Consider the following 17,053-nt stretch of genomic DNA (forward strand, 5'->3'; position numbering starts at 1 on the left):
CCTCATTTATGTATGAATATGCATTATTAAAACGTTTATAAAATAGTTTAAAGAAATGACTGTAGACGTATCGATTTCCTTATTTTGATCCGCAGATCAAAAGGAAATTCTCTTGAGATATGTCTTTAGTCTGGATAGATCAGGACACATTTATTTGCGTTGCCCGCAAATGGTATCTCACTATTTGATCTAACATATGAAAAGCAAAAATGCTAATCGTTGTTTTTATGCAAAGATGCTTGGACTTCAGCGTTAACTTTGGTTGGAAGTCCCCAAAGCTTGATGAAACCAACAGCTGCATCTTGGTCGAAGGTGTCAGCAGAAGTATAGGTTGCCAAGTTTTCGTTGTATAAGCTGTTCGCTGATTTACGTCCTTCAACGATTGCGTGACCTTTGAAAAGCTTCACACGAACTACGCCGTTGACGTATTTTTGTGTAGACTTCAAGAAAGCGATCAAAGCGTCTGTCAGCGGGTTGAACCACAAACCATTGTAAATGATTTGAGATAGCTGATTTTCAATGATCGGTTTAAAATGAGCGACTTCACGGACAAACGTTAAATCTTCCAGCTCTTTATGAGCAGCCATCAATGTGATCGCAGCAGGACATTCATAAACCTCACGGGATTTGATCCCAACCAAACGGTTTTCAACATGATCGATCCGACCGATACCGTGTTTTCCTGCTAGTTCATTCAACTCTAAAATCAAATCAGATAATAACATTTCCTTACCATTGATCGCTGTCGGTACGCCTTCAACAAATGTCAGCTCGATAATATCTGGTGTATCTGGTGCATCTTCCAAGCTGACCGTCAGTTCGTAAGCACCTTCTGGTGGAGTTGCCCAAGGATCTTCTAGGATACCGCATTCATTGGCACGTCCCCATAAGTTCTGATCGACAGAGTAAGGATTGTCTAAATCAGCAGGAACCGGTACACCTTTTTCTTTAGCATAGTTGATCTCTTCTTCCCGTGACCACTTCCATTCACGAACAGGTGCAATAACTTTCAGCTCAGGTGCAAGAGCATTGATCGCCACTTCAAAACGGACCTGATCATTCCCTTTTCCTGTACAGCCGTGAGCGATCGTTGTCGCACCAGTCTCATGAGCAAGTTCGACTAATTTTTTAGCGATCAAAGGACGTGAAAGAGCAGAAACCAATGGATAAGATTGTTCATAAAAGGTATGTCCTTGCAATGCGATCAACGCAAAATCTTGCGCGAATTCTTCTTTAGCATCGATTGTATAAGAAGCAGAAGCACCAACTTCCAATGCTTTTTTCTTGATGAAGTCTAAATCTTTCTTCTCGCCAACATCTAAACAATAAGCGATCACATCATAGCCTTCATCGACCAACCATTTAACAGCAACAGAGGTATCTAAACCTCCGGAATAAGCTAAAACAACTTTTTCTTTCATCCTGGAACACTCCTTCATTTTTGTTATCTTTGTTTGATTGTTCTCATCATAGCACCCAAAAATACAAAAATCAATACTTTTTATAAATAAATATACATAAATTTGTTTTAAAAAGGAAAAATATGCATAAAATAGCTAAAGAAGTGCGTAATAGATAATACGCTTATTTTTGGGTATTCTATTTCAAATCAGGAAATAATTATTTTTAGACGGAAAAAAATAGAAGAAAAATAGCGAGAAACCGCAGAAATCCATTGACTTTACTGGTGATAGAGGGTATTATGTTAAATGGTATTGTTTGCCCCACAATGAGCCCCGGAAACTCAAGTGTATGTCAAACATCGAATAGAAAATTGGAGGAAAAAAACGTGCGTACAACATATATGGCCAAAACTGGCGAAGTAGAACGTAAATGGTACGTAGTAGACGCAACTGATGTTCCTTTGGGACGCCTTTCAGCTGTGGTTGCTTCTATCCTACGTGGAAAAAATAAACCAACATTCACACCTCATGTGGATACTGGAGATTTCGTAATTGTAATCAATGCGGATCAAGTGAAATTAACTGGAAACAAAGCAACTGACAAAATTTACTACCGTCATAGCCAATACCCAGGTGGATTGAAATCTGTTACTGCTGGTGAATTGCGTGATAAAAATTCTCGTCGTTTGATCGAAAACTCAATCAAAGGCATGCTACCTAAAAACACTTTAGGCCGCAAACAATTGACTAAATTGAACGTGTACGGTGGCGCTGAGCATCCACATGCTGCACAACAACCAGAAGTATTAGATATCACTAACCTAATTTAAGGAGGGAAATTCATTGGCACAAGTACAATATAGCGGCACTGGCCGTCGTAAAAAATCTGTTGCCCGCGTACGTTTAGTACCAGGTACTGGTAAAATTACTGTAAACAAAAAAGACGTTGAAGAATATATTCCACACGCTGACTTGCGTGAAGTTATCAACCAACCATTTGGCGTAACTGAAACTAAAGGCGCTTATGATGTTATCGTAAACGTAAACGGTGGAGGCTACTCTGGTCAATCAGGTGCGATCCGTCACGGTATCGCTCGTGCATTGTTAGAAGTAGATCCTGACTTCCGCGGAGCTTTAAAACGCGCTGGACTTCTTACTCGTGATGCCCGTATGGTAGAACGTAAAAAACCAGGTTTGAAAAAAGCCAGAAAAGCAAGCCAATTCTCAAAACGTTAATAACGTTGATATTATTGACTTTAAAGGCACTCTCTCATTTCGAGAAAGTGCCTTTTTTTGTTTCATCGATTCAAATTAAATGTATAAAAAATGTATGATTGGAAACTGAGTATAAAAAAACACTACTATAGAGCTAGTAGTGTTAATCGCAATCATCATCTTGCTTGTCATCATGTCTATCTTTAAACAATTGGATAATGAAATCATGTAGTTCTTTTGAAGGGCTGTAGATGTATTTTAGAAGTAGGATTAGTAACGAAATAACGTTAGCAAAAAAACCTCCTACTACTGCTAGTACCACTGCAGTATCCATTGTGTTAGATTGAGATATTACTAAACAAACAAATAAAGAAATAAACCCAAAATAACCTAACAGGCAATGAGTTATTAGCGTTCTGTTTTTTCGTTTATCTTCTTCTTCATTTTGCATTATATCCAAGAGTTTCTCTAGAAAGCCTTTTTTTATATCAGATTCGTTATTGTATACCTTTGCCTTTTTTGCTATTTTCACTTTTTCAGAAGATGTTTTATCAATTTGAATATCATAATCAGGTATTGATTTTTGTAGATTTTTTAAGTCTTCCAAATCTAAAGGTTTATTGAAACTTAAATAATCATCTAGTTTATCTTCTGTTTCCTTTTTTTCAACCATTTTTTATCCTTTTAATATATTCTTTAATCTAATACTAGCAGCTTGTTGAGAAACACCAAAAGTAGAAGAAATAAGCACTATAGCTTCACTTTGTTCTAATTTTCTTTCTAATCGATGTGATTCATCAATGATTAATTTGGCTACTTTACTTTTTGGCATCAAAAATGCAGCAGCAAATTGATTTGCTTCGACTTCTTTTTGTGTTTGTTCCTTCGTTTGATATGTTCCGTTTCGGTACATGGTTACCTCAACAATATCATTAATACCCACATCTTTTCCTGGAGACCATTTATAATGTAATAATAAGTGGCCTAGTTCATGAGCCATTGTAAATAACTGTCTGCTTTTTGAGTCATTAACATTTACGACTATTTGAGGAGGGTTTTCTCCATCAGCTCGTAAATATCCTGACATATCATTTTCTAGTTCAGCATAACCGATATTTACACCAAATGCCTTCAAATAATTTGGAAGATTGCAGTAGTCTGTATTTTCACCAAATAATAAATCATGAGCCGTCTCAGCAATTTCTTCTATTATCTTGTAATCAATACGCATAGTCATGATCCTTCCTCCTTATCTTTTAGCGTATATTTAAATACACGTATATCCTTGTATACTATTAGTTTATCTTGTTTTTTCAAACTAAGCAATCATTTTCTTATTGTTTTCCTTAAATTAGTGTAGTATAGCTAGTTTATAACAAATTCTTATAAATGAACGCTCAAAAGTCTTTCAAATTTCCATAAAACTAGCGAAATTATCAACAGTTTTCTTTGATTTTGTCTCAGTAACATGAGTATAGATATTCATTGTCGTTTGCATTTCTTCATGGCCCAATTTTGCTTGAACATCTTTTAGACTTGCCCCGCTTTCAAACAGTAAAGATGCATGAGTGTGTCTCATCTGATGTATAGTGATTTTATAAAAATCTGGATGATGTACATAGAAATTGTAGTTCATCACATTATTTAGATGTGATAAGGTGAAATATTTTCCGCTAGGCTCGCTAAAAATTGGAGGATTATTATCCCAAAGCTTTCTATTGCCAAAAACTATATATTCTTCGCGAATAATTTGTTTCCATCGTTTTAATAGATCCATTGTGTTTTCATCTAATATAATAGTTCGATTGGATGCTTTAGATTTTGGCTTCTGCAGGATATCTTGTTTATTGATATTCACAAGGGTTTTGGCAATTCTTAGTTCACCAGTAGCGAAGTTTACATCGTTCCAATGCAGAGCGTGCAATTCACCTTTTCTTATACCAGTGAAAAGCAACATACGAAACATGACATAGTCAAAAAACTTTAGTTCTTTTTCTGCAATTTTTAGAAATTCAACAACTTCCGATTTGAGCCAGTACTTTCTAGTTTCTTGACTATCTTCATCACTATAAATAAAATCATCGGCTATCTTTGGTACTGTGATATACTCCATCGGATTTTTAGCTAAATAATCATTTTTTATGCAGTAACTAAAAATCATGTTGCAATACATCCTATAGTTTGCAGCAGATGATCGTTTGTATCGTTTGGATTCGACCATGTCATTTAGCATTCTCTGACAAATGGCAGGTGTTATCTTTCGGACTTTATAATGAGCTAAGTATGGTAAAATAGCATTCATTTTACTTTCAACAGTTTCAACAGTCGATGGTTTAACGTTTTTCTTATGCAGCTCGAACCACTCTTCATAAGCTTGCTTAAATGTAATATTATTATTCTTAACAGTCTTTTTATCGATCCTGTCAGCTATGGTCTTATTGACTTCATCTTCGACTAGTTTATATGCATTGCCAGTAATCGTTGTGTACTTTGGTTTGCCTGTTGCTGGATTCATACCTAAATAGACCTGGGCTTTGTAAACTGTAGTGCCATCTTTCTTTTTTACTTCTTTAATTTTAGGCATGATGTCACCTCATATATATTGTATTTGTATTGTAATAGTACGAAGTAGAACAATGTATTCACAAAATATTGCTTAACAAGTTAATAAATTAGGATTTAACAAATGTGAATACGAATGTACGTTCTTTTTTATCTTTTTTTTAAACCCGTCGAATTCGACGGGTTTGGAATTGTTATCCACATCGTGTGCCTAACTTTTAATGCCTATGTTTTGGATAAGTGTTAGCAGCACTATGAAATCTTAAACTACTAAATTTTCTAATCGTTCAATAAAATTACTTGGTAAATTAAACACTTGATATCCTTGCCTATCTATAATTTTTTGAGAATTAATTGTATGTTCAATCGAGTTCAGCTCGTCAAACCATTGTTGTAAAGATATAGGTTCATTTAAAAACAAGGTAATTATAATTAAAATTGAAAAAAAATCATTTTTTCCTATTTCCGTACTTCTGTATTCACTGAGTTTAATGGTTTTTTCAGAAGTGAATGAATAGATAGTATTGTTAATGGTTTTATGACTCTGTTTGAAGTTGAATGTCCGCCCGCCATGAGCAGCCTTATTTCTAAATGCTCTCAATAAATCAAGACCATTGGATAAAAGTTGCTGTTTTTCTTGTAAATCAAATGATTCATATTTTGAACTGAAAAACTTGTTACATACTTCTATTTTAGAATCTGCAGGAAGTATAGAGTACCATTGTTGTACGAGTCCAAACATTATATCATTAGTTAAAATCCATGGTGGAATATGGTTCTTATTATCTTTATAGTATTTAGTGGGAGTCCCCGAACGGCAATCATTTATAACTTCTTGTAATTGTGAAAGTGTAGACCTCAATTTATTATTTCGATTAGAGTAGTTTCGAGAATCCATATAATCTATCTGAGATGCTCCAATATTTTTGGCAACTACATAAGAAACCTTTGCTTTTAATGATTTTTCAATCATTAATATATATTTTAAAACAATACTATTGAATTGTAAGTCGATCAAGTAAACATAATAGAATAATTCGAAAGAGGCAGAAGGGTTATATAGGTCTTTTTTAATTGGATGCTTGAATAGATCTTTATAACCGTTTAATAATGAATAGTAAGGGATATCCATTAGAATTTGTTTAGCTCGTTCCTCATCAAAAATCATTAATCCTCTTGACTTAATCAGCTCTATTTGTTCTTCAATTGTTTTAAATGGTTTATCTAGCAAAAGCAAAAAACCTCCTATTCGTTTTACGGAATAAGAGGTTTGCAGTCCCATTGAAGTGACCATCTCGATTTAACCCATATTACCGTAAATTAAATTTTTTGTCAATTATATAAAAATAACGGGATCTCCTACTTGAATTGGTGTTTTATCAAGTTCAACAGGTTCAATGTTGAACTCATCTACATTCAAAGGTATAATTTGTGTAGTTTCTATTTTTTCACCTCGAAGAGACCCCAACATATCTAATGCAGAAGGAGAAGTTTGAGTTTCTCTTTTTACTTTTTGGCAGAGTGCCATCTTTGGATAAAGTTCAATAATCTCAAGGACTTCTTTAGTGCTGTCTAAATAGCCAAGTTCTTCTTTTGAAATAGGATCTATTATCATAGGCCCAGGCATAACTACTTTTATTTTATCTCCTATTCTAGTGGCAAATTCATCCAGATTTTGCCGATATAATTCTTCATTTTCTTCATCTCCTATGTTAATAATTATTGTTGACTTATCAATAATTCTAACCACATGGAGTTTGAACTCTCTTGTTTTAGTTTCTTCCATATATAACACTCCGTTCTATTTTTATTAAAATTAGCAGAAGATTTCTGGTTCAATAAAACCCAAAGTTAATCGGGTAAACTTATATATCAACATCATTCGATAAAACATTTTTAATAGTATAGTTAATGGCTTCTTGAGACGTATATTCATTTGGATCAAAGACAACTCCGGTGTAATCAACAAAATTAGGTAAGGAAGGTTCAACAGTTTCAAATTCATCTTTATCAAACCCTAATTCTTCAACATATTGTGGAAATGCTCTTATAAATCCCCTGTGATCAACAGATTGAACCTCATCTCTGGTTACAATACCATTTTTCCTGACTAGATCAACTATCTTAAATACTTCATTTTTGGTTGATTCTTGCAAACCAATTCCTCCTTTTACAATATTCAGTTTATTTTACTTTAATCTTATAAACATCAAAAATTGTTGATTCAGCCATTGTACTATTATCTGAATATGAAAAAGTAAAGAAAGTATCTGAAGCATCGCCACTTCCAAATCCCATCAAGCGACTACGTATATCAGAAGAAATGTTATCAACTAAATCCTGTTTTTCCAATTTTGACATGTTTTTTACTGAATCGGTAACAGAGACTTTTACATGATCCCAAGAGTCATCAAATTTGCTAATTTCTCTAATGGATTCGATATTTTCATTGATCAATTGATCAAGACTGTTTTCTAATTCAGTCTCATTAATTGTCGGTTTTGTTGAATCAGATGTTTCTTTATTCTTTGTACTATTGGTCGTAGACGAAGTTGTTTTATCAATAGGTGTTGTTTTATCTTCACTTTGTGATTCTTTTTTTTTGTTTAAGAAATAAGGAATATCAATATTATCTACTTTCCCATCATAAAAACTGATAGTAATATTTTGATCTTTCCTCTCAGTATTGTAAATCCAATCTTTTACAATATCTTCCTTTTCATCATCTGGGGAACCCACTAAATCTAAAACATCATCCTCAGACATTCCAGCTTTGACCTTTTCAAAGTTCTCAACAGTTGCTTTAGAACTAGAACAACTTACTATGAAAATTAAAGTAAACAAAATTATAACAATACTAAACCATTTTTTCATCCTGATTCAAATTCTCCTTAGATTAAATACTCTTATTTAAATAGTCTGCTAACTCAAATTCATCTAGTGCATATGCAACACACCTACAGCCTTCTTGTTCCCCAGGGAAAACGGGATTGTCAGAAAAAAAGTAAACTTTCCCATTTCGTTGTGAACAATCCGAACATACGCGTTTATCCCCACTATCGGACCATTCAAAGGCCAAAATACCTGCAGCGATCATTTTTTCTTTTGCTGTGATAGCTTGATACTTTTTCAATGAATTTAGAAGGATATCATTACATAAATCATATTCATAACCAGTAAATTGCATAATTTCTTCTGTATATGTGCGAGGGTTTCCACCTTCTTCAATAAAAGCTATAACTGAATTATAAACTTTAGAACGATCAATTCCTTCAAAAGATAATTCCTTTTTTGAGTTGATATAATTCAAAATTGCTTGTTGAGTCTTAGTATTCATTGTAACTCTCCTTCAATTAGATTTTCTAAATATGGTTCCATAGAATATGGCATATTTATGTAATTGAGAAAGCTATAAACAGAAGGAAATTGATTTATGTCAATATTTTTGCTGATTAAATAGAACATGAAAGAATTGGCTTCGTACTCAACTCCTGATTCAAAGCTCGAACTAGCTATATCTTTGAAAAATGTAGTATTTATTCCTGGATGCAGGAATGAGTGTCCGAGCTCGTGACATAAAACGGCCAACGTTTCATTTTGTGTCATATTATCCGCAAGGACGATATGCCTAATTCTTTTATGTAAAGCACTGTAACCTTTATGACCTTTAGGTAGAGGGTGATAAGAGATTGTGATATCAAATGCTTTAGCAATTTCATAAGGATTTGCTGTACCGCATTTCTTAATCACTTTTTCAACCTCTTCTTCAATCCAATTCAAATGAATCACCCTATTCTTTAGTATTTCTATATTTTTTAGGTGTAAACTTCTTCTTAGCCAATTCTTTAGACAGCCTTAAAGTTTGTTCCATAGATGCACGTAATAGGGCTGCATCTTCTTCTGATAATTCAGATTCACCATTTTTCATATAAGCCAAAGAAGTATCGTTTGTGAGCCCATTCATCATTTCTTCGAGTTCTTTTTGTATGTCTTTTTCATCTTTTTCATTTAGAGAATAATATTTTCTTTCTTCTTGATCTTTAATTCCATGAAGATAATCCAAAGATACTCCATAGTAATCAGCAATTTTCTTTTGAATTTCCATGTCAGGCATTCGTTTGCCTTGTTCATATGAAGAGTATGTAGTTTTAGCTACACCTAATATTTTTGCCATATCATTTTGTGTAAGTGATGTCTGAGATTTTCTTAAATCAGTTAATATTTTTGCGAACATATGTACACCTCCAATTATTGTTATTCTACTACACAATATGCGTACTTTCAGCTTTCAAATAAAAAGTAGTACAAAAAGAGTATTTTCTTGTTGACATAAGACAAAATGTGTACTAATATAAAAGTACGCAATACGTATCACTTTAAAAGGAGGGGAGATCATGGGTGATTGGCTAAAACAAGCTAGATTATCAAAAGGATTTACTCAAGAAACTTTGGCAAATAAGGCAGGAATTGCCAAAACAACATATGCTTCCTATGAACAGGGACAAAGAAATCCTTCGATTGAAAATGCAAAAATTCTAGCAAAAATATTAGGATTCTCATGGACTATTTTTTTTGAAAACAGGGTACGCGAAACGAGTTCATCAGAGAGTAAAAAAGTGGAGTGGGATAAATGAAAGAACATAAAATTCTTAAAAGGAGGTATCAAGTGAAACTAGATTATTTTGAAATTGGACTTTGGTTTATTGAAGTCATATTAATTTTGATCTTGGTAGTTTACCACACTAATTAGAAAGGAGGGTAGGAGAATGACAAGAGAAGAAAAAATAGCTTTTATTATTAATTCCTCTCCGCATAGTGAACAAGAAGTACAGGCGCTAGCCAAGGGGATGAATGATGAGTCACTTGAGCGGTGGTATCAGATAGAAGTGTGGTCAGTAGATCGTCAACTTGAAAATGCCATGATTGATATTGCTTAAATGTATTTTATCTGAAAACTCATCGGATAAAAATATGAAGAAATACGAAAATTAAATAGGAGATGTAAATGAAATCAATGATTCTAAGTAAGCCACTAAAACAAGCAGCATTAGATAGTGGGTTTACACAAAAAGAAATTGCACAAAAAGCATACCTAGCTTACACAACAACAAATGGCCATTTTAATGGCTATCCAGTGACAGCGGATAATGCAGTTCTTTATAGCAATGCTTTTAACAATAGCGAACTGACTTTTGCAATAAGTCAAGAAATGCTTGGTTTGATGGGTTTAGTCAATGGCTGTCAGGTGAAAAAAGATGCTTTAGCTTTAAATGCTTTCCAAAGAAGAGAAGCTAGGGAACGTAAAGAGGTTGAAGCTGAGCGAGAAATCGCGTGCATTTTAGGCACTGAGATCAATGAGCTAACTGAGAAACAAAAAAATGATCTACTTTGTCATTCGATAGAGCTTGCTGACGAAATACTATTTGAGGTTTCGCAACTGTGCAGACAGCTTGAAATGATTGGAATGAGCTACATGGATTTAATGAAACAAAAAATACCCTATTGGAAGGAACAGCATTGGATTGAGTAAAGGAGGTAACTTATGTCAGCATCAATAATTCAAATTAGACCGAATGAAGATACTGATAGACAAGTAGATGCTTACATCACAGAACGTTTAGAAGCAGTGTTTACGAAAGTTTTTGGCATGATTGATCCACATGGTTCAGAGGAACTTATGAACATTGAAGAAGCCTGTGCGTTTTTGAAAGGATGTTCTGAGGGTACTTTAGCAAAATATGTGGGAATGGGTTTAAAGAAACACAAAGATGGTCAGAAGGTCTATTACTTGAGAGAAGAAATTCTTGAGTTTATAGCTACACTACCAGCAGAATAGGAGAGATTTTTATGAAAGACTACATCAAATTATTAATGTTTTTTGCGTTACTTGCTTTGATGGCTTATATAGGCAGCCAAAATTTATCTAATACTTTATTAGTGCTTTTAGGAATGTTTGTAGGATTCACAGTGTTTTTCTTGTTAGCGAGAAAAGGTTGGTTGGATATAAAAATTAAGGAAGGAAGATAGCAAAATGACAAAAGAAGAAACGGTATCAAAGAAAGGTTCAATGTTCGATAGTCAAATACATGTCTATAGAGCAATGCAGCGAATGACACAGCAAGAACTTGCTGACAAAGTAGGAGTATCAAGACAAACGATCATTCATTTAGAACGAAACAAATACAATCCATCACTATTGTTGGCTCACGACATAGCAGATGTTTTTGAAGTGCCGATCGAACAAATTTTCAATTTTAAAACAAAAAAAGACCAACAGGACGCCAATCCTGCCAGCCATAAAAAAGACCAAAAATCTATAAACATTGTAACACAGAAAGGTGAGTGTTGACAATGCACTATCCAGTATCGATTTTTGATAGCAAAGGCGCGCAACAGTTGCCTAAAGACATAAGAAGAACAGTATGTGATTACGACATTTATAATCAACCCATTTACTCAGGAGATAACATCATCCAATTTGACAATGGAGATATTATTCAAATTGGAGATTTCAGAGATTATGTCAATAATTTACCAGATAGCGAACTTATTGAGTTCATGGGCGGAAAAAATATAGAGGTGAAATCATGAAAAATTCAACTTTATCTATGACTCATGAAGAATGGTTAAAAGATCGAAGAAATGGTATAGGCGGAAGCGATGTAGCAACAATATTAGGATTAAACAAATGGAAATCACCTTATCAATTATGGCTCGACAAAACAGGTCAGTTAATAAACAACGAAGAACAAAACGAACCTGCATACTGGGGCAATGTTTTGGAGGAAGTAGTTGCGAAAGAATTTACTGAGCGAACAGGAAAGAAAGTTCGCAAACGAAATCAAGTATTTGAACATCCGTTACACCCGTTTTTAAGAGCGAACATTGACCGAGATGTTGTCGGAGAAAACGCCATACTTGAATGCAAAACTGCTAATGCTTATTTAGCTAATGAATGGGATGGTGACGAAATACCTCAAGCATATCTTTGTCAAGTTCAACATTATATGAATGTACTTAATAGACAGTATGTCTATATTGCAGTTTTAATCGGTGGTCAACGCTTCGTATGGAAGAAAATTGAAAGAGATCAAGAGCTTATTGATTTAATCACCGAAAGACTTGTCAACTTTTGGGAGATTAACGTACTAGGTAATATTGAACCGCCTATTGATGGAAGTGCTGCAGCAACTGTTTTTTTAAAGGATCGATACAAGGATATTGATACGAAAGAGGTTTCTTTAGGCGTCAAGTTCGATGATTTAGTTCACTCTAGAATTGACTTGAAACGATCTGAAAAGGAAATAAAGACAGAGATAAAACGAGTTGAGAACGAGATTATTCAAGAATTAGGAAAAAATAACGCTTCAATCGGCATCACTCCAAATTTTGTTATCGATTGGAAGCAACAACAAAGAAAATCAATTGATAAAAATGTTTTAAAAGAAAAGTACCCTGACATTTTAGCAGATGAAAGTATATATAAAGTTTCAACCTATCGAACATTAAAAGAAAAGGAGATTTAAAGTATGGCTACGAATGATGATTTGAAAAACCAATTGCAGAATCAGCAACCGCAACAGGTGAGTGCTTCTTCTCTTGGCTTTAAAGCCCTTATGAACACCCCTACTATGAAAAAGAAGTTTGAGGATATTTTGCATGAAAAGTCAGACTCGTTCATGGGTTCGTTGATGACTTTGGTTAGCGGTGACGATTATTTAAGTAAAGCTGAACCAATGACTATCATTGCAGGAGCGATGAAAGCAGCAACAATGGATTTACCAATTGATAAAAATTTAGGGTACGCCTACATTGTCCCTTTCAACCGTTCTGAAAAGGTTGGCGATCGATGGATTAAGCACAACGAAGCACAATTTATTCTTGGATACAAAGGATATATTCAACTTGCCCAGAGATCAGGGCAATACAAATCACTTAATGCTTTAGAAATTTACGAAGGGCAGCTTACAAGTTGGAATCCACTCACAGAAGAATTCATTTTTAGTTATGAAAATAAAACATCGGACGAAGTTATCGGGTATGTCGGGTACTTCGAATTATTAAACGGGTTTAAAAAGACTGTGTATTGGACTAAGAATGAAATTGAAGCACATAGGATTAAGAACAACAAAGCAAAAGATAAAACTAGTCTTTCAGGGGCTTGGAGAGATAACTATAATGCAATGGCAATCAAAACGGTTTTAAGAAGTCTTTTGAGTAAATGGGGTATTTTGTCAGTAGAAATGCAAACTGCAATCACATCAGACGAGAGAGTCTTTAAGCAGGCAGAAGATGGTTCAGTAATTGAAGAACTTTCTATTAATGATGAATCGATCAAAGATGCGGAGATCATTGAAGAAACGGAAGAACAATCTGAACAAGGAGAAGCTTAGGCTTCTCCTAGAGACATAGGGAGGTGTAAAAGTGGCACGTCCTACAAAAAAGGGCATTGATTATTTTCCCTTAGATGTTGATTTTTTAAAAGATATCAAAGTTCGAAAGATAAAGCGAGCTTGTGGACCTTTTACAGTTGAGGTACTAATTTGCCTGCTGGGTAATATTTATCGTGAAAACGGTTATTACATCGGGTGGGACGAAGATACGTCGTTCTTAGTTGCTGACGAAGTTGGGGCGAAAGAGGGGCTAGTAGAAGAAATTGTAAAGAAAGCAGTTCAAGTTAATTTTTTTAATCATGATAAATTTGAAAATCATCAAATTTTAACATCAAAGGGAATACAAGAGCGTTATATAGAAGCAACGAAAAAAAGGAAAGAAGTAGTTATTGAAGACATTTACCGAGTTAATGACACCTTAAAGGGTTCAAAAACTATAGTTAATGCAAACATTAATACACAAAGTAAAGTAAAAGAAAGTAAAGTAAATAAAAGTAAAGTAAACGAAAACAAAAAAGACAATGATTCTGTTGTCAGTCAGTCGTCAGATAATCAGCAATTTTTGCAACAACCTTTCGGTAGTGACAAGTTAGGCGAGCTGATTTCTTATTACTCAAAAAATGTTAGTAGAGCAACACCCGTAAATATCACCGACCTTGAATATGATTTGAATGACTTTAACGGGGATTTAGAACTGATGAAAGATGCTGTCAATATATGCGCTAGGGAAAACAAGCGAACGTATAACTATTTTTCTGGCATCTTAAAACGCTGGAGGGCTACTGGAGTAAAAACTCATGATGATTATGTTGATTCGGAACGTAAATGGCAAGAAGAAAAGCAAGCGATGCCGAAACCTTCCTATCGCCAGCCAGTCAGACAAGAAACTATTCCGAAGAATATAGCAAATCCTATTCCAGAGCAGAAGTTATCTGCTGAAAGACAAGCAGAGTTGAAACGTCAGTTAGAGGAACTAGGTGAAGCATGATGCGATATCCAACAGGAGTAAGGCGACCGATCAAATCATCTAAGACTAAACAAAACAAGTACAAGAATCAAAAGACGATCACTGACGGGATCATGTTTGATTCCAAAGCGGAAGCTGCTTATTACTATCAGCTAAAGCAGCAAGGCATTACAAACTTTAAGATGCAAGAATCCTTCGTGATCCATGATGCTTTTAGCTTAAACGGTAAGAGATATCAAGCCATCAAGTACAAACCGGATTTCATATTTTATGATGGTGACCAACTAGTAAAGGTCGTAGATGTTAAGGGCAAGCGGACAGCGGATTTTAATATCAAAGCCAAAATGTTTGCCAGTAGATACGGCATAGCGATCACGCTTGCTGTGTATGACTATAGAAATAAGCTGTTTATTGAGAAAACAGCGTAGGGGGGGAAATGAATGCTAAATCAATTGCCAATTAGAGGGAATTTAGGGAAAGATGTTCAAGTTGCTGCAAGCGGAAAAGCTGCTTATTTTTCAGTGGCAACTAGTAAATGGATCAAAGAAAACGAGTATAAAACGATTTGGTGGGAATGCAAGGTCATCAATCAAAAGTTAGTTAATAAAGTTTCAGGTTTAAAAGCCGGAACAACAGTTAAACTGACTGGCGAAATTGATGAAGATGAATACAACGGGCAAAAGAAGAAAGTACTAATAGTTCTAGAAATTGATGCAGTTATCAAGCCCACAAGCAACGCTGGGCAAGCGCAAACAGGCAACGAGGGTAATTATCCATCAAACCAAAGCAACACGTTTAAATCGCAGGATAATAGCCAAGAAAAGTTGTTTGATGATAAACGACCGCCACAAGTCAGTGATCCATTTTCTAGTAGCCAATCGATCGACATTGCAGATGACGACCTGCCGTTTTAGGAGGGATAAGAATGCAAAACTATATAACGATATACGGCGATATGGTGACAGGTGAAATAGTATCGATCTATGAGAATACAGCAATAGTTAGAACAGCTAAAGGTGGTCATCATATGATCCATAAAGATAGCTTAGACAAAAATTGTAAAGCCAAACGCGGAAAGAACAGACTAGGAATTTCAGGTGGCTTTGACCTAGCAAGTAGTCAATCCGAAAGCAACAGATTGCGAGGTAAAAATATTGCAAAATATAGCAGATATTAAGCAGGTGTTTTGGACAAATGTTGACTGGCATCGTCAAAATAAGGGGCTAACTTGGATGCAGGTAGTAGGCGGTAATGTTCCAGCAGCGAGAAACAAAACAAGAAATGTGACTCTCGAAAAAATCCAAGAAATAGCAGAAATTCTAGGCATTGAAGATTATGCGATTTTATTTGAGGAAATAGTAAAGGAGACCGACGAATGAATAATGTGTCTACCTGTTTTAAGTATAACGAAACAGATGCAAAACTGATATCACAGTTAATGACAGTTGATTCACCGAAAAGTCTAGTATTTTTTCAGGAAAACGAAATATATCTTAGTGATTATACATATTGGTTTTTGTTAGCCACTATGTGGGTAGATGATTCTGCTATAGCTTCAGTTTCGACATGGATAAATTTATTTTCAGTTAAAAGAGCTAATCGAAAATTAAGTCTTATGAAACCTGATGAATTGGCAATGTTTAACAGATTGCCGAACAAGCTGACAGTATATCGGGCGCATTCTAAAGATGAAACAGACTGGATCAGTTACACACTGGATTTAGATACAGCAAGAGAATTTGCTACAAGAAAAGAGGTAGAAGAAATTGTGGAGTACAAGATAAAGAGACATGATTGTTTAGCGCTGTTTTTAAGACGAGAAGAAGCAGAAATTATTTGTTTAAATAGAAAAATGGCTAGAAAAGTCAGAGTAATACAAATAAAAGAAGCAGGTGAGCCGAATGAATAAACCGAAGTTTCGGGCATTAAATAAAAAAAGTAATGAATGGGTATATGGTGTGCCAATACCTAACGGACTAAGCAAGCGAGTTTTTATGATCTGTTTAACCTTAGATGTGGAAATAGCGTATCCATTAGAACAGCTACATGATTTTTGCGTTGAAGTTATTCCGGAAACGATAGGTCAATACACTGGACTAAAAGACAAGAACGGTGTTGATATTTATGAGGGGGATGTTTTAGTTTATGATGCACCGAAAAAATATGCCCACCGAAGAAGTATGCACGAAATTGCTTATGCAGATGGGCGGTTTTTCTGGAAATTTTTAGATCTTATATTTTGCCAATCTAATATTTTGTATCGCGATGGCTATTTAGTCATCGGAAACATCCACGAAAACCCTGAACTACTAAGTGGGGTGGAGTAGATGAGAGAGGATTACGACTGCCCGATGTGTCCTGATTGTGATGAGGAACTAGACGAAAACAACTACTGCGAAGATTGTAGTAAAACATGGACGGGAAAAGAACTAGATGAACATCAGGAAAGAGAAAATGAAGCGTATGTGAAATGGTGCGAAGAACAGCATCCAGAGTGGTTTAAATAGATTTTA

Annotated in this window: 30 protein-coding genes; 19 read left to right on the plus strand and 11 right to left on the minus strand. The window is 34.8% G+C overall.

The features are described 5' to 3' along the window. Nucleotides 1-212 precede the first annotated feature (212 nt). On the minus strand, nucleotides 213-1,421 hold the full coding sequence (locus CC204_RS13360; protein ID WP_088270613.1) for an argininosuccinate synthase: 1,209 nt from the start codon (nucleotides 1,419-1,421) through the stop codon (nucleotides 213-215). 383 nt (nucleotides 1,422-1,804) lie between these two features. Here CC204_RS13360 and rplM point away from each other — a divergent pair, with 383 nt between their 5' ends. Continuing rightward, entirely contained in the window at nucleotides 1,805-2,233 is a 429-nt protein-coding gene (gene rplM, locus CC204_RS13365; protein WP_303393937.1) for a 50S ribosomal protein L13, read from the plus strand. Between the two features lie 13 nt (nucleotides 2,234-2,246). Beyond that, a complete protein-coding gene (rpsI, locus tag CC204_RS13370; protein ID WP_069662643.1) occupies nucleotides 2,247-2,639 on the plus strand; it encodes a 30S ribosomal protein S9 in 393 nt (130 codons plus the stop codon). Nucleotides 2,640-2,781: 142 nt separating this feature from the next. Here the strand turns inward: rpsI and CC204_RS13375 are convergent, their stop codons facing one another. From CC204_RS13375 to CC204_RS13420, 10 genes are all read right to left on the minus strand, one after another. Beyond that, nucleotides 2,782-3,291, minus strand: a complete 510-nt coding sequence (locus tag CC204_RS13375; protein ID WP_088270614.1) for a hypothetical protein — start codon at nucleotides 3,289-3,291, stop codon at nucleotides 2,782-2,784. A gap of 3 nt (nucleotides 3,292-3,294) precedes the next feature. Further along, nucleotides 3,295-3,855 carry an ImmA/IrrE family metallo-endopeptidase gene (locus CC204_RS13380; RefSeq protein WP_088270615.1) on the minus strand — a complete coding sequence of 187 codons (561 nt, stop codon included), beginning with the start codon at nucleotides 3,853-3,855 and terminating at the stop codon, nucleotides 3,295-3,297. A 171-nt stretch (nucleotides 3,856-4,026) separates the two neighbouring features. Next, entirely contained in the window at nucleotides 4,027-5,202 is a 1,176-nt protein-coding gene (locus CC204_RS13385; protein WP_088270616.1) for a tyrosine-type recombinase/integrase, read from the minus strand. A 240-nt stretch (nucleotides 5,203-5,442) separates the two neighbouring features. Further along, nucleotides 5,443-6,411, minus strand: a complete 969-nt coding sequence (locus tag CC204_RS13390; protein ID WP_157894288.1) for an Abi family protein — start codon at nucleotides 6,409-6,411, stop codon at nucleotides 5,443-5,445. A 105-nt stretch (nucleotides 6,412-6,516) separates the two neighbouring features. Further along, on the minus strand, nucleotides 6,517-6,966 hold the full coding sequence (locus CC204_RS13395; RefSeq protein WP_088270618.1) for a hypothetical protein: 450 nt from the start codon (nucleotides 6,964-6,966) through the stop codon (nucleotides 6,517-6,519). A gap of 79 nt (nucleotides 6,967-7,045) precedes the next feature. Next, nucleotides 7,046-7,336 (minus strand): hypothetical protein, encoded by a 291-nt coding sequence (locus tag CC204_RS13400; protein ID WP_088270619.1) that lies wholly within the window; start codon nucleotides 7,334-7,336, stop codon nucleotides 7,046-7,048. Between the two features lie 28 nt (nucleotides 7,337-7,364). Continuing rightward, entirely contained in the window at nucleotides 7,365-8,054 is a 690-nt protein-coding gene (locus tag CC204_RS13405; protein ID WP_088270620.1) for a hypothetical protein, read from the minus strand. A 22-nt stretch (nucleotides 8,055-8,076) separates the two neighbouring features. After that, the gene (locus CC204_RS13410) at nucleotides 8,077-8,517 is read right to left on the minus strand and encodes a minor capsid protein (RefSeq protein ID WP_088270621.1); all 441 of its coding nucleotides are present in this window, start codon (nucleotides 8,515-8,517) and stop codon (nucleotides 8,077-8,079) included. Then, on the minus strand, nucleotides 8,514-8,960 hold the full coding sequence (locus CC204_RS13415; RefSeq protein ID WP_157894289.1) for an ImmA/IrrE family metallo-endopeptidase: 447 nt from the start codon (nucleotides 8,958-8,960) through the stop codon (nucleotides 8,514-8,516). Before CC204_RS13415 ends, CC204_RS13410 begins: the two co-directional genes overlap by 4 nt. A gap of 10 nt (nucleotides 8,961-8,970) precedes the next feature. Then, nucleotides 8,971-9,414 (minus strand): helix-turn-helix domain-containing protein, encoded by a 444-nt coding sequence (locus tag CC204_RS13420; protein WP_088270623.1) that lies wholly within the window; start codon nucleotides 9,412-9,414, stop codon nucleotides 8,971-8,973. Between the two features lie 160 nt (nucleotides 9,415-9,574). Here CC204_RS13420 and CC204_RS13425 point away from each other — a divergent pair, with 160 nt between their 5' ends. From CC204_RS13425 to CC204_RS13500, 17 genes are all read left to right on the plus strand, one after another. Next, complete coding sequence (locus CC204_RS13425) at nucleotides 9,575-9,814, plus strand: helix-turn-helix transcriptional regulator (RefSeq protein ID WP_088270624.1); 240 nt, start codon at nucleotides 9,575-9,577, stop codon at nucleotides 9,812-9,814. Nucleotides 9,815-9,946: 132 nt separating this feature from the next. Continuing rightward, the gene (locus CC204_RS21195; RefSeq protein WP_157894290.1) at nucleotides 9,947-10,117 is read left to right on the plus strand and encodes a hypothetical protein; all 171 of its coding nucleotides are present in this window, start codon (nucleotides 9,947-9,949) and stop codon (nucleotides 10,115-10,117) included. A gap of 68 nt (nucleotides 10,118-10,185) precedes the next feature. Further along, nucleotides 10,186-10,710 (plus strand): hypothetical protein, encoded by a 525-nt coding sequence (locus tag CC204_RS13430; RefSeq protein ID WP_088270625.1) that lies wholly within the window; start codon nucleotides 10,186-10,188, stop codon nucleotides 10,708-10,710. Nucleotides 10,711-10,722: 12 nt separating this feature from the next. Next, nucleotides 10,723-11,016, plus strand: a complete 294-nt coding sequence (locus CC204_RS13435; RefSeq protein ID WP_088270626.1) for a helix-turn-helix domain-containing protein — start codon at nucleotides 10,723-10,725, stop codon at nucleotides 11,014-11,016. Nucleotides 11,017-11,027: 11 nt separating this feature from the next. Then, the gene (locus tag CC204_RS13440) at nucleotides 11,028-11,207 is read left to right on the plus strand and encodes a hypothetical protein (protein WP_088270627.1); all 180 of its coding nucleotides are present in this window, start codon (nucleotides 11,028-11,030) and stop codon (nucleotides 11,205-11,207) included. 4 nt (nucleotides 11,208-11,211) lie between these two features. After that, nucleotides 11,212-11,529 carry a helix-turn-helix transcriptional regulator gene (locus tag CC204_RS13445; protein WP_088270628.1) on the plus strand — a complete coding sequence of 106 codons (318 nt, stop codon included), beginning with the start codon at nucleotides 11,212-11,214 and terminating at the stop codon, nucleotides 11,527-11,529. Nucleotides 11,530-11,531: 2 nt separating this feature from the next. Beyond that, nucleotides 11,532-11,771: a hypothetical protein gene (locus tag CC204_RS13450; protein ID WP_088270629.1), complete on the plus strand. Its 240-nt coding sequence runs from the start codon at nucleotides 11,532-11,534 to the stop codon at nucleotides 11,769-11,771. Continuing rightward, entirely contained in the window at nucleotides 11,768-12,706 is a 939-nt protein-coding gene (locus CC204_RS13455) for a YqaJ viral recombinase family nuclease (RefSeq protein WP_088270630.1), read from the plus strand. The genes CC204_RS13450 and CC204_RS13455 overlap by 4 nt, the downstream gene beginning before the upstream one ends. Before the next feature lie 3 nt (nucleotides 12,707-12,709). Then, the gene (locus tag CC204_RS13460; protein WP_088270631.1) at nucleotides 12,710-13,573 is read left to right on the plus strand and encodes a recombinase RecT; all 864 of its coding nucleotides are present in this window, start codon (nucleotides 12,710-12,712) and stop codon (nucleotides 13,571-13,573) included. A gap of 31 nt (nucleotides 13,574-13,604) precedes the next feature. Then, a complete protein-coding gene (locus CC204_RS13465; RefSeq protein WP_188634528.1) occupies nucleotides 13,605-14,561 on the plus strand; it encodes a Lin1244/Lin1753 domain-containing protein in 957 nt (318 codons plus the stop codon). Further along, nucleotides 14,561-14,968, plus strand: coding sequence for a DUF1064 domain-containing protein (locus CC204_RS13470; RefSeq protein ID WP_373285350.1), 408 nt, complete (start codon nucleotides 14,561-14,563; stop codon nucleotides 14,966-14,968). Before CC204_RS13465 ends, CC204_RS13470 begins: the two co-directional genes overlap by 1 nt. Nucleotides 14,969-14,980: 12 nt before the next feature. Then, nucleotides 14,981-15,454, plus strand: a complete 474-nt coding sequence (locus CC204_RS13475; RefSeq protein WP_088270632.1) for a single-stranded DNA-binding protein — start codon at nucleotides 14,981-14,983, stop codon at nucleotides 15,452-15,454. Nucleotides 15,455-15,465: 11 nt separating this feature from the next. Next, nucleotides 15,466-15,717: a hypothetical protein gene (locus CC204_RS13480; protein ID WP_088270633.1), complete on the plus strand. Its 252-nt coding sequence runs from the start codon at nucleotides 15,466-15,468 to the stop codon at nucleotides 15,715-15,717. Beyond that, entirely contained in the window at nucleotides 15,695-15,919 is a 225-nt protein-coding gene (locus tag CC204_RS13485) for a hypothetical protein (protein WP_227011154.1), read from the plus strand. Before CC204_RS13480 ends, CC204_RS13485 begins: the two co-directional genes overlap by 23 nt. Beyond that, entirely contained in the window at nucleotides 15,916-16,449 is a 534-nt protein-coding gene (locus CC204_RS13490) for a hypothetical protein (RefSeq protein WP_088270635.1), read from the plus strand. Before CC204_RS13485 ends, CC204_RS13490 begins: the two co-directional genes overlap by 4 nt. Beyond that, nucleotides 16,442-16,867 (plus strand): YopX family protein, encoded by a 426-nt coding sequence (locus CC204_RS13495; RefSeq protein WP_088270636.1) that lies wholly within the window; start codon nucleotides 16,442-16,444, stop codon nucleotides 16,865-16,867. Before CC204_RS13490 ends, CC204_RS13495 begins: the two co-directional genes overlap by 8 nt. Continuing rightward, nucleotides 16,868-17,047 carry a hypothetical protein gene (locus tag CC204_RS13500; protein WP_088270637.1) on the plus strand — a complete coding sequence of 60 codons (180 nt, stop codon included), beginning with the start codon at nucleotides 16,868-16,870 and terminating at the stop codon, nucleotides 17,045-17,047. It abuts the gene before it with no gap. Nucleotides 17,048-17,053 lie beyond the last annotated feature (6 nt).

This window comes from Enterococcus wangshanyuanii (assembly GCF_002197645.1).
Classification (GTDB): Bacteria; Bacillota; Bacilli; order Lactobacillales; family Enterococcaceae; genus Enterococcus_L; species Enterococcus_L wangshanyuanii.